This window comes from Mucilaginibacter sp. NFR10 (assembly GCF_900100445.1).
Classification (GTDB): domain Bacteria; phylum Bacteroidota; class Bacteroidia; order Sphingobacteriales; family Sphingobacteriaceae; genus Mucilaginibacter; species Mucilaginibacter rubeus.
The window spans coordinates 86,808-99,188 of sequence record NZ_FMTV01000002.1; the positions used below are offsets into that span (position 1 = coordinate 86,808).

The 12,381-nt window shown below is 41.8% G+C and carries 12 protein-coding genes; 3 read left to right on the forward strand and 9 right to left on the reverse strand.

Annotated features, from left to right (window positions below; translation table 11 throughout):
• Nucleotides 1–9: 9 nt before the first annotated feature.
• The 6 genes from BLP33_RS08145 to BLP33_RS08170 all read right to left on the reverse strand — a co-directional run bounded on the left by BLP33_RS08145 (nucleotide 10) and on the right by BLP33_RS08170 (nucleotide 6,445).
• Nucleotides 10–366, reverse strand: a complete 357-nt coding sequence (locus BLP33_RS08145; RefSeq protein ID WP_090526402.1) for a DUF6717 family protein — start codon at nucleotides 364–366, stop codon at nucleotides 10–12.
• A gap of 64 nt (nucleotides 367–430) precedes the next feature.
• Complete coding sequence (locus BLP33_RS08150) at nucleotides 431–1,597, reverse strand: aldose epimerase family protein (protein ID WP_090526404.1); 1,167 nt, start codon at nucleotides 1,595–1,597, stop codon at nucleotides 431–433.
• 43 nt (nucleotides 1,598–1,640) lie between these two features.
• On the reverse strand, nucleotides 1,641–2,693 hold the full coding sequence (locus tag BLP33_RS08155; RefSeq protein ID WP_090526406.1) for a UDP-glucose--hexose-1-phosphate uridylyltransferase: 1,053 nt from the start codon (nucleotides 2,691–2,693) through the stop codon (nucleotides 1,641–1,643).
• A 263-nt stretch (nucleotides 2,694–2,956) separates the two neighbouring features.
• Nucleotides 2,957–3,826, reverse strand: a complete 870-nt coding sequence (locus BLP33_RS08160; RefSeq protein ID WP_090526408.1) for an HAD-IIA family hydrolase — start codon at nucleotides 3,824–3,826, stop codon at nucleotides 2,957–2,959.
• 50 nt (nucleotides 3,827–3,876) lie between these two features.
• A complete protein-coding gene (locus BLP33_RS08165; RefSeq protein ID WP_090526410.1) occupies nucleotides 3,877–4,914 on the reverse strand; it encodes a hypothetical protein in 1,038 nt (345 codons plus the stop codon).
• Nucleotides 4,915–5,086: 172 nt separating this feature from the next.
• Nucleotides 5,087–6,445 carry a glutamine synthetase family protein gene (locus tag BLP33_RS08170; RefSeq protein WP_090527583.1) on the reverse strand — a complete coding sequence of 453 codons (1,359 nt, stop codon included), beginning with the start codon at nucleotides 6,443–6,445 and terminating at the stop codon, nucleotides 5,087–5,089.
• A 116-nt stretch (nucleotides 6,446–6,561) separates the two neighbouring features.
• Here BLP33_RS08170 and BLP33_RS08175 point away from each other — a divergent pair, with 116 nt between their 5' ends.
• From BLP33_RS08175 to BLP33_RS08185, 3 genes are all read left to right on the forward strand, one after another.
• Entirely contained in the window at nucleotides 6,562–7,008 is a 447-nt protein-coding gene (locus tag BLP33_RS08175; protein WP_090526413.1) for a gamma-glutamylcyclotransferase family protein, read from the forward strand.
• A gap of 2 nt (nucleotides 7,009–7,010) precedes the next feature.
• Nucleotides 7,011–7,595 carry a Crp/Fnr family transcriptional regulator gene (locus BLP33_RS08180; RefSeq protein WP_090526416.1) on the forward strand — a complete coding sequence of 195 codons (585 nt, stop codon included), beginning with the start codon at nucleotides 7,011–7,013 and terminating at the stop codon, nucleotides 7,593–7,595.
• Nucleotides 7,596–7,668: 73 nt separating this feature from the next.
• On the forward strand, nucleotides 7,669–8,646 hold the full coding sequence (locus tag BLP33_RS08185) for a quinone oxidoreductase family protein (RefSeq protein ID WP_090526418.1): 978 nt from the start codon (nucleotides 7,669–7,671) through the stop codon (nucleotides 8,644–8,646).
• 84 nt (nucleotides 8,647–8,730) lie between these two features.
• Here BLP33_RS08185 and BLP33_RS08190 read toward each other — a convergent pair whose 3' ends face one another.
• From BLP33_RS08190 to BLP33_RS08200, 3 genes are all read right to left on the reverse strand, one after another.
• Nucleotides 8,731–9,741, reverse strand: a complete 1,011-nt coding sequence (locus tag BLP33_RS08190; protein WP_090526420.1) for a glutamine synthetase beta-grasp domain-containing protein — start codon at nucleotides 9,739–9,741, stop codon at nucleotides 8,731–8,733.
• Between the two features lie 336 nt (nucleotides 9,742–10,077).
• Entirely contained in the window at nucleotides 10,078–11,592 is a 1,515-nt protein-coding gene (locus BLP33_RS08195) for a hypothetical protein (protein WP_139159957.1), read from the reverse strand.
• A gap of 20 nt (nucleotides 11,593–11,612) precedes the next feature.
• Entirely contained in the window at nucleotides 11,613–12,338 is a 726-nt protein-coding gene (locus tag BLP33_RS08200) for an RluA family pseudouridine synthase (protein ID WP_090526425.1), read from the reverse strand.
• Between the last annotated feature and the right edge of the window lie 43 nt (nucleotides 12,339–12,381).

The window sequence follows — 12,381 nt, forward strand, 5'->3', positions numbered from 1 at the left end:
TGATATTTCTTATTGTTTTTTAAAATAGATAAAAGGCGGGAGTTTACCAAACACAAACTTTGTAACATCGCAAAGCCACATTTGCTGGTCAAGGGCTTTTCCTTCATAGTCTCCAAGCAAATAAATGCCGCCGCCAACATGGTCTTTATAATCTTCGATGAGTTGGAGTATCGCGCTGCCTTCAAAAGGTTCTTCGGCCAAAAGAAGTTTAACTTCGTTGCTCCCTTCACCAACATAATCAAGCATGGTATCGGCTCCTTCAACCATTTCAAGGTCGGCCTTAACGCCCTGCCAATCGGGTAGATCGATGTACCAGCGGCCGTTATCTTCTTTTATAAATTTATAAGTATGAATAGCGGTTGTCATTACGCTAATATAAAGCAAAAAGTCCTGCCGTTGGGCAGGACTTTTGTATAAAAAAGGTGTTCAATTATTTCACTACCGAAAACTTATAAAGCGATTGCGTTTTATAGGTATCGCCGGGTTTCAATTCCGTAGAAGGGAATTGCGGCTGATTTGGTGAATCAGGAAAATGCTGGGTTTCCATCGCGAATGAAGTACGGTACTCATCTTTAATACCGCGTTTCATTGCATTTTTAGCCTGCATAAAGTTACCGCTGTAAAACTGTAAGCCAGGTTCTTCGGTAAATACTTCCATTTTGATACCGCTTTTATCACCTACAACAGTCGCAATTGGAGTGCTCAGGTCATGTTTGTTCAGTACGAAGTTGTGATCGTAACCTTTGCCATCTTTTAACTGCACATTGTCGTCGTTGATACGTTTGCCTATGGTTTCGGGCTTAGTGAAATCGAACGGAGTGCCGGCAACTTTTTCAAGTTTCCCGGTAGGGATCAAGCCTGCATCAACCGGTAAATAATTATCAGCATCTATCTGTACCAAATGATTGAGGATTGTACCGCTGCCTTCGCCATTGAGGTTAAAGAACGCGTGATTGGTAAGGTTAACAACCGTTTTTTTATCGGTAGTAGCTTCGTACTGGCATTTAAATGAATTATCGTCGGTAAGGCTGTAAATTACTTTAACATTGAGGTTACCGGGGAAGCCTTCTTCCATATCTTTTGAAAGATAGGTAAGCTCTACGGTAGATGAATCGATCATTTTACCATCCCACACCACTTCCTGGAAACCGTGTTTGCCACCGTGCAGCATATTGGGCGTATTGTTAATTGACGATTGATAATCTTTACCATCTATTTTAAAATGGCCTTTGGCAATACGGTTGCCGTAACGGCCAATGGTAGCGCCATAATAACGTTCGGTTGATTTTTCAAAACCTTCCACATCATCAAAACCTAAAACAACATCGGTTAACTTGCCGTTTTTGTCGGGCACTAACAGGCTTACCACACGGCCGCCATAATTGGTGATGGTGGCAATAATGCCGTTTTTGTTTTTAATGGTAAATAAGTGGGTTTGTTTACCATCGATTGTTTTTTCGAATGCTGATGCAGTGGTTTGGGTGCTATCCGCCATAGTAGTGTTTTTCTGTGAGGTTGAATTTTGATTACAGGCAGCCAAATATAGGCTACAAGCAGGTAAAATTGTTAAATAAATACCTTTAATTAATTTTCTCATAAATAGGTTGGTTATAGTTTGGTTTAAAAATAGCTTTTTTTCATTATTCCTTCGTTTTATAATGGATCTCACTTAAACCACGCAATTTTTCAGCAGCAAACTCTGCTGTGATATCGCGTTGCGGATTGGCAAGCATCTCATAACCTACCATAAACTTTTTAACCGTGGCCGAACGTAACAGCGGCGGGTAAAAATGCATATGCCAGTGCCAGTAGGGATGATCGCCCGAGTTAACCGGTGATTGGTGCATACCTGCCGAATAAGGGAACGATGTTTCAAACATGTTATCATACCTGATGGTGAGCCTCCTGATAGCGTCGGCGAGGGCATGTTTTTCCTGCCCGGTAAAGTATAAAATGCTTGTTACATGCCTTTTGCTTACAATCATAGTTTCGTACGGCCAAACCGCCCAAAACGGCACAAGCACAACAAAATGTTCATTCTCAAAAACTATGCGGTCCTGCTTTTTAAGTTCCAATGCAAGGTAATCGGCTAAAAGGCTTGTTCCTTTTTGCTCAAAATGCAGCTTTTGCTGCTGGGTTTCTTTAGCTACTTCAACGGGCAGGCTGTTTTGCGCCCAGATTTGCCCATGCGGATGCGGGTTGCTGCAGCCCATGATATCGCCCTTGTTTTCAAAGATCTGGATGTGCTTGATCCATGGATAAGAAGCCAGGTCTTCAAATTCCGACTGCCATACGTCAACCACTTTGCTGATCTCTTTGGTGGTCATCTGGGGCAGGGTGAGGTCATGCCTCGGCGAAAAACTGATTACCCGGCAAATACCTTTCTGGCTGTTAGCTACCAGCAGTTCTTCTTCATTTAAACCGCCATCCGGCGTATTCAGCAACAGCGATGAATAGTCATTGGTAAACACAAAGCTTCCTTTATAATCGGGATTTTCGCTGCCATCGGCCCTTTTGTTTGTGGGGCACAGGTAACAGGCTGGATCATATTGCGGGCGGTCGTCGGCTTGTGTAGCCTCAACTTTGCCTTGCCACGGGCGTTTTGTACGATGCGGCGATACCAGGATCCAGTCGCCTGTTAAAATGTTTAACCTGCTGTGAGGGTGCTCTTTAAGATCAAAATTTGTGTCCATTAGTTTAAAATCAGGTAATAATTGGCTTATACATGTAAGGTAGACAGTTATACCTTAGCGATTTCAAAGTTGGTAAAAATAAATGTAAACCATACATTTAAAACAAATTTTTCTAAATAAATAGTTGCGGTAGAAAGATTGATAGGATTTGTAGAAAAAGGGGGGGATTGAATGTCATACGAGTAGGAACGACGAAGCAACAACATTCTGTACAGGCGGCTATGCTTCCTTGCGGTTGCCGCGCAACAACATGCTTTGGAAGTTTAGAATCCCAATCCACCGGCCTCCACTACTGCTGAATCGCAGATATAAGTTGGCACAATGCCGGTGGCGGTGATGCGGTTTTCGGCGTCTTTGACCTGGGTATTACCGGATAGCACCAGTACGGTATCCAAACCAAATTTATTGCCGCCCAGAATGTCAGTTTGCAGGGTATCACCTACCATTACAATATCTCTTTTACTGATCGGCCTGCGCTCGCGGAGCAGATCGTAGGCAAACATGAACATCTGCGAATCCGGCTTACCGAAACGAATAAACTCTTTACCCACAATTTTTTCTATCATACTGGCTAAGCCGCCTATGGCTATAGATACATCATGCTTGGTTAGCGGATAGGCATGATCGGTATTGGCTACAATGGCCGGAATGGTGCGCTTACGCATGAGGTTAACTGATTTGTTCAGGTCACGTCCCCAGTCAAAACCTTCGTCATCTAAAAACACCAGCGCGTTAACCCTGTCAATATTGCTTTCGTTTACTTCGCTGATAGGCAATGTATGCAGCCCAGAGCTGTCAATGTAATGGGCAGAATCGGGCGTGCCTAAATAGGCTACGATACCGTCGTTCACCTTCAGGTCAAGATATTCTTTGGTAAGCATGCCCGATGATATGATCCTGTCGGGCGTTATGGCGGTCAATCCTTTGGTGGTATAGGATTCGGCTAATTGCACCGGGCTTCGTGAAGCATCGTTGGTTACAATATAATACTCCTTACCTTGTTCTGCCAGGTAAGAAAAGGTGCGCTCAATACCCGGAAGCAGGCCGCCATAGTTTTTCAAAACCCCAAAAGCATCAAAAAAAACAACTTCGTATTTATCAATTATGGATTTAAAGTTGTCTATCCTGGTCATGCTTATCTGTTTTAGGGCTTTTTATAAAATAAGCCTGAAAGATAGTTAACCTATTTTAATTTTAAGGCCTCAATGATCTTTTCGGCATCAAAATCCCTGTCTACCGATGGTAAATAGATGTCAAAAGCTTCAGCCTGTAGTTTTTTTGCATATTGTTCGCTAAAAAAGTGCTTACCATCTTTAATTACGTAATTCAGGATAAAAAAACGATAAGCTTCTTTTAAAAAGCGGATCTCATCGGCAGTAAGCGGGTTAACTTTATGGTATTCTTTTAAAAAAATAATGAATCGGTCTTCCATCATAGTGTTGATCACGTAGCTGAAAACAGTACGGTCGCCAATATCAGAAACTACGCGACTGAAGAAATAAAAATCGAGCAAGCGGTAACTCATCCTGAACCAGTCATAATCCCAGCGCGAGTAAAGCTCAAGATCAGGTGTTACCGAAAAGTTGCCGATATTCCAGTCGATAAATACAGGAATGATCTCGAACGAGCTCATGTTGTATTTGGAGCGGTTTTTCAAAAAGGTTTCACAGTGGTATTTTAAAAAGTCGGCCTGCATGCCGGTACCAAATTGTTTTGGGTTGCTCTCGATTTGTTGCTGCAGGGCCCAAATATCGGTGCGTAAGGTCTTTGACGATTTTGGCAGCACATTTTTAACCCTTGAGCAGGCTTTATGGAATTTGCCAACCTGCTGACCAAGTTTTTTAATATGGTTTTCTTCTAACCGGCGTGGCAGGCGCTGTAAAATACGTGTAGGGTTATAGAAAACCACCCAGGCATCGGTTTTGCCGTGTTTATGATGATAGATGTAAACGCGGTTGTTTTTTTGTAAAGAACGAGCCAGGAAATTCTCAAACGGGTAAAGCAGGTTAATTGCCAGCGTTTGAATAATGCGGTGGTCCTCCTTAAAATGTTCGAACTTGCCAAAGTATGAGAGTTTGGCTATGATAATATCATCGTCATCAAACGTAATACGGTACACGTGATTGGTTGAAACCATAGCGCTGATATCTTCAATATCGCGGATGGTTTTTGACGCGTCATACCCTTCCCAGGCCTTGCGGATAATAAAAGAATAGTCCATTTGTATGTGTCTGCCGGCAAAGTTACGCCATTGGCAGCATTCGGTTTATAATTAAGGGTGTAAATATATTGTCTGAACCCGAATTTTTCGAATTAAAAAATTAAACAGAATATTAATTCTACTCATTCCCAAAATTCGTTTAATTCGAGTTCAGACATCCTTCCGGTTCAGATTATATAATCTCAAAATACCTCTTCAACTCCCAGTCGGTAACGCTTTTGGCAAACTGGCGGTATTCCCACAGCCGGGTTTGGGTGAAGTGATCAACAAAACCTTCGCCAAAGAGCTCTTTGGCCAAGTCGGAGTTTTGCATTGCCGTGGCGGCTGTATGCAGGTTTGGCCATAGTACACCATTACGTTTGTCCTGGTAACCATTGCCTGTTGTTGGCTTAATATTTAGCTCAAGCTTGTTTTTAATACCGTACAAGCCCGAAGCCAGTGCTGCAGCCATGCCCAGGTATGGGTTGGTATCTGAACCCGGGATGCGGGTTTCCAGGCGGGTATAGTTTTCGGTGGTATTGATAACACGTAACGCGGTAGTGCGATTTTCTACGCCCCAGGTTATGGTAGTGGGTGCCCAGGCCCCTTCAACAAGGCGTTTGTAGCTGTTGATGGTTGGCGCGTACATAGGCAACAGGTAAGGCATGCAATATAGCTGGCCTGCAAGGTAATGCTTATGCAGGTCGCTCATTTTGTTTACATCATTGGCGTTGTAAAACAGGTTCTTTGATTGATCTTTAGTCCACAGGCTTTGATGGATATGGCCGCTGCAGCCAGGCAGTGTTTCGGTCCATTTGGCCATGAATGACGCCATGATACCGTGTTTATAGGCTATCTCTTTAACTGCGGTTTTAAACAGCGTTGCTTTATCAGCGGCAGCTAAAACTTCATCATGCAATATGGCAGCTTCATATACTCCCGGACCAGTTTCGGTATGCAGGCCCTCAATCGGGATATTGAATTTGGTAAGCAGATTAAACAGATCATAATAAAAATCGCTGTTTTCTGATGTACGCAGTATAGAATAGCCGAACATGCCCGGTGTGAGCGGTTCAATATTAGTGAACTTTTTATCGGCAAGGGTTTGCGGTGTTTCTTTAAAATTGAACCATTCAAACTCCTGTGCAAATTCGGCGTGATAGCCCATCTCATCACATTGCGCTTTAACATGTTTGAGCAGGCTACGCGGACAGGCCGGCAAGTCGTTGCCGTCGGGTTTGCTGAAATCGGCTAAAAAAAAGGGGATATCATCCTGCCAGGGCACATTACGCAGGGTCGACAGGTCAATACGGCAAAGTTTGTCCGGGTAACCGCTTTGCCAGCCGGTTAACTGTACGTTATCATAACAAACATCGCTGCTATCCCAGCCAAATACCACATCGCAAAAGCCATAGCCACTTTGCAATCCATCAATAAATTTTTTAGGGTGGATCACCTTACCGCGCAAAATGCCATCAATATCGGCAAAGGCGAATTTTATTTTCTGGATGTTATTCTGTTCTATATACGCTTTGATCTCTTCTGTGTTCATGGTATAAAAGTATGGCCGGTTAAGGTGCAGCAAGATAGCTATTATGGCTTAAACTATAAAAAAATAGCCTGTGCGTGTATAATACGCGTTTGCGCTTACCTTTGTTTGAGCTATTTATGGAAACAACAAGTCAATTTTTATTTGTGTATGGCACATTGCTGCAGCCCGGCAATGAGTTTGCAGCGTATCTAAATAAACACTGTAAATTTATAGGTGACGGAAGAATAAGAGGGCGACTTTATGATATTGGCGAATATCCTGGCGCAGTGATCGGTAATACTGAAGAACGCTACATTTACGGTAGTATTTTTATGATGGATGACCCCGACATTATATTAAAGGTAATTGACGATTATGAAGGTGTCGGTGGGTTATACCAACATCCGCATGAATATATAAGGGAAACGGTGAGCATCTATACCACTAATGATATCATGGAGTGTTGGATGTATCTTTATAATTTACCTGTAGCCGCTTATAATGAGATTGCCACGGGTGACTATATCCAATATTTAAAAGATACTTCTGTCAAAAATAATGTTGCTAAGCAGCCATTTAAATAACGATGTTTTTTCATTTCAAAGATAGATTTCCGAAGTTGAATGCCTATTGGGACAGATACCTGCCATTTCAGAAACGCATGGAGGTACCGGCTAAAACAGTGTTACTTCAGGAAGGCAAAATATCTCAGCATTATATCTTTATTGAAAAAGGTTGTGTACGAACATTTTTCAATAACAATGGTGATGATAAAACGGTACAATTTTTCTTTGAAAATGAAGGGTTAAGTTCTTTCGATAGTTTTGTAAACAACGTGCCAAGCTCGTTCACAATCGAAACTATTGAACCATCGGTTATTTATCTGTTGCCCAGGCAGTATGTTTCCCAATTAATGGATGAGTTAAGCCACGAGCCCGATTTTGCACAAATGATATTACAGATGACGGCCCGGCGGCAAATGCATTACATTAATGAGTTTGTTTCCATTATTCGCGATACACCTGAACAACGCTATCAGCTTCTTTTAAACGAGAGGCCGCATATCATACAGCGAGTACCTCAGCATTATATTGCCTCGTATCTGGGTGTAAGCAAAGTACATTTAAGCCGCATAAAAAGCAAACTGGCAAAAGGCAAATCGCATTTCTGAACTTGATAACATATGTTATCGTCCCGGTTTGTATGCCTGGCTAATTTTGTGTTATCAAAAAAAGAAAAATAACATGAAAGCAGCAGTAATGTATCAACAGGGAGGCCTACCTCAATATACAGATTTTCCTGAACCGGCGGTTCAAAACCCCGACGAAGTATTGGTTAGTGTAAAAGCAGTAGCTATTAAACATCTTGACAAAAGCAGGGCATCGGGCAAGCATTATTCGAGCGATGCACTTAATGAAAACGGTCGTGTAATTGGTGGCGACGGTGTTTGTGTTCTTGAAGATGGGAAACGCGTATATAGTATAGGTGTAAGCGGTATGCTGGCAGAAAAGGCTGTTATAAATAAAAACAGGATGGTGAAAATACCTGATGGTGTGGATGATGCCGTTGCGGCCGCTTTGCCAAATGCAGTTATTGGCGCCGCTATGGGACTTAAATTTAAGGCCAATATCAAACCCGGAGATGTTGTGCTTATCAATGGCGCCACCGGCTTTACCGGGCGTGTAGCCGTACAGATTGCCAAACACTACGGTGCAAAAAAAATAATTGCAACCGGTAGAAACAAAGCATCCCTTAACGAACTGTTGGCACTTGGGGCCGATGAGACTATTTCCTTAACGCAGGATGATGACGGCTTTAAAGCACGGTTATCAGCAGTACATTCGCAAACACCGATAGATATTGTCATAGACTATTTATGGGGGCATACTGCCGAAATGATCCTTACTTGCTTAAAGGGTAACGGTTCATTTACCAATAAAATAAGATATGTATCTGTAGGTAGTATGGCCGGAGATCTTGTACAGCTTTCGGCGGCAACCCTCCGAAGTGCTGATCTTCAGTTAACAGGGTCGGGACTTGGCGCATGGTCAAAAGCACAGGTAGGTGAACTTTTTAGGGAGATTTTACCGGAGATGTTTGCGCTTGCGGCTGCAGGTAAATTAAAAGGAGATACTGTTAAGGTGAATTTAGCAGATATTGCCGAACTCTGGAACCTGGAAGTGCCTAACGGGCAACGCCTTGTGGTGATAATCGACAATTGAGGCATTTCAAAGCATAATATCCCGGTACAAAAAATCCCCCGGTTATAAACCGGGGGATAAAATAATAACTATTTATTAGGGGGATTAAAGCTTAGCTGATTTTACAGTTTTGATGATCACAGCAGCAACTTTGTATGGATCGGCAGCTGAGTTAGGACGACGATCTTCCAGGTAACCGCTCCAGTTGTGGTCAACAGCGTACAGAGGGATACGGATAGAAGCACCACGGTCAGATACACCATAGCTAAAGTCATGGATAGAAGCTGTTTCGTGTTTACCGGTTAAACGCTGATCGTTATCAGCGCCGTAAACAGCGATACACTCAGCAACTGCAGGGCGGAAAGACTCGCAGATAGCTGTGAAAATTTCTTTGCTGTTTGCAGTACGTAAAGTAGTATTTGAGAAGTTAGCGTGCATACCTGAACCGTTCCAGTCTAATTGACCAAGCGGTTTGCAATGCCAGTTAACAGCAACTCCGTATTTTTCGCCAATTCTTTCCAATAAATAACGTGCAACCCAGATCTGGTCACCAGCTTCTTTAGCACCTTTAGCAAAGATTTGGAATTCCCACTGGCCGGCAGCAACCTCAGCGTTGATACCTTCAACGTTTAAGCCTGCTTCTAAACATACGTCTAAGTGTTCTTCAACAATTTCGCGACCGAAAGCATTGTTTGCACCTACTGAACAGTAGTAAGGGCCTTGCGGGCCAGGGTAGCCACCTGCAGGGAAACCAAGTGGTTTGTTTGTTGCGGGATCCCACAGGAAGTATTCCTGCTCAAAACCGAACCAGAAATCATTATCATCATCAGCAATGGTAGCACGGCCGTTTGATTCATGTGGTTTGCCATCAGCACTTAATACTTCGCACATTACTAAGTAAGCGCTTTTTCTTTGCGGATCTGGAACAACAAAAACTGGCTTTAAGATACAATCAGATGAACCACCTGGTGCCTGCTCAGTTGAAGAACCGTCAAAGCTCCAGTTATCTAAATCTTCTACTTTTCCGCTAAATTCTTTAACGATTTTTGTTTTGCTACGCAGGCTTTGTGTTGGTTTATAGCCGTCAAGCCAAATGTACTCGAGTTTCGTTGCCATTTTTTAATTAATTTGTAAAGTTGGGGTTCTAATTATAGTTTTTGTATTAATCTCAATAATTATTAAGGCGAATTTAAATTATTTTTACAAAATTCATTACAAATGTTAAGAAATTTTGTATTTTTTTTCAATAACACGTTAATTATAGCTGCAAACCTGTAAAAAAGGGTCTGTAAAACTGTGTTTTTAACAATTTCATATTTTCGGAAATGAATAAGGGCTGTTTTTTATCAATAATGCAAATGTGCATGTACGGGGTAGCCTTGCAGGTATAATACAAGCAGATATACTTGCCTCTTCCGGTAAGGCTGAGATAAAAATTATTGATACAGGAACTTAGTCGCTTAATTTTTCTGATATGTTCTTAATAGCGTCGTCGAGCCTGGTGGCCGAATCGTAAAGATGCTTTTCAACCTGTAAAAACTCCTCTTTTTTGTCTTTGCTTTCGCTCATCAGCTCAACAAGGCCTAATATATTGGTAAGATGTTTGCGTACCTCATGCGAGTTGATAAAAGCCAGCTCGTTTTTTTTGGTATCATATAGTAATTTTTCATAGTGCCGTTTTTGCCTGGCGCTGCGATATAACAGGGCAATAACAGCAAACATGAAAACTGTGGTAATGCTGATGAGGATCAAAATAAGGCGTTCGCGCCTGTATTTTTCGGCAGTATCGGTAAACGAGGTTTCAATTTTATCAATTTTTATTTGCGCCGATACGTTGCCCACCTGTGTAGTATTATTCAGGCTCTCTTCTGATTGTTTCAATGCAAGGTCAAAATTCTCGACAGCCAGTTTGTAATCGCCCCTGTCCCGGGCTATTTTTCCAAGCAATTGATAAAGATGATGCTTTATTTCAGGGTGATTATCAGAATATGGAAGCGCGAGCAGTTGGTTAGCTATAGCGCTTGCCGAATCCGGTTGTCCGTTCAGGTAAAAAGCATCGGCCAGATTTTGTTTCTCAACATCGTTAGGTACATATTTTTTGTCCCTTTGAAGGTTTTTGATTTGTGTTATAGCTTTGTTATAATCATGTTTTAACAGCGATATATAATAGGCAGTACGATATTGGTAGCTGAATAGTTTATAACTTTTGTTGTTTGGCCCCATTAAATCATCATGACATCGCTGCAGCGAATCAAGGTTTTTCATCCTAAAAAAATTCTCGGCCTTGTTATAGCTTATTATCGTGTAAAATCTGTCGTCCTTTATCTTATTTTCCTCCTTGATATGGAATGCCTGGTTAAGGTAATATAATGACTGGCTATACAGGTTGAGTTTGTAATACAGATCGGATATATTGATGTTCAAGAATACCTGCAATAGCGGATCGTTAAGTTTTAAAGCTTGTTTTTGAGCCAGGCCGTAACTGTATATAGCGCCTATTGGGTTGCCTTTATCTGTTTGAATAAAAGCAAGATGGCTAATAAACGAATAAAGCAAAAAATCGGCTTTGTTCTTTGAAGCCTGATTAATGGCTTTAACCATAGCACTTTCAGCTTCGGGGAGTTTTAAAAAGCGTTTCTGAATAATGCTTTCAATAAAGTATTTTAAAGCTTCCTTATCGCCCACATCGTATTTATCAAGCTCCTTATAAACTTCATTTTTACCCTGCGGGATTGTATTTACGGGCCCCTGCTGAAAGCGGAGCTTAATATAATTAACCAGTTTTTTATCCTGAAGATCCCTGTTCTGGATCTTTAAAAAATGAACAAGACTGTCTTCAGGAAGATATATATAAGGATCAGCTTTTGAATAGCTCACACCAAATATTACCAGCAAAAAACAGTAGAGGAATTTTTTTAAGCTACGCGGCATGGAGCATAAAAATACGTTGGCGCATGATAATTTCAAATACTTTGTACCATTTAATTTTAACTGTCAAATTTATCAAGCAGCTTCAAAAGCGTTTCAAAGTCTTTAGGATATGGAGCATGGATGGTAACTTCGGTTTCGGGATTGATACGAAATGTTACTTCATAAGCATGCAGGGCAAAGCGCTTCATGATAGGCAGCTCTTCCTGATCTTTACCCAAATGATATTTGCGCTTTATTTTAGAGAGAAAAACAGGCTCGCCCTTATACATCTCATCGCCGGCTATGGAGGCTCTTTGTGTAGCCAGGTGGATCCTGATCTGGTGCATACGGCCTGTAACCGGGCGGCATTCAACCAAAGTATAATGTTTATAATATTTTAACGACTGAAACCAGGTTTCGGCACGCTTGCCTTCCTGCCTGCTGATGGTTACACTGCCCTTGCCAACATTTAATATAGGCAAATCAACAAGCAGGTTATCGAAAGTATGTGTGCCGTCAATAACCGCGTGATATACTTTTTTAACCTTACGCTTTTCAAACTGAATGGAAACCGACCGGTAAGCCTCGGGATTTTTTGCAAAAATAAGCGCGCCGGATGTTTCTTTATCAAGGCGATGACAGATCTGCGCATCGTCCCAATAAGCCTTAGCCAGCCTTAACATGCTGATCTCGCTGCTGCCTTCGCCCCGTTCATCAAGTGAACTTATAAAAGGCGGTTTGTTTACAACAATAACGTCGTCGTTCTCAAACAGTATCAGATCGGCAAATTTGGGAAACTTCATAGCCCGCAAAAATACGGTTTATAATTTAAACAGCTGCCACCGT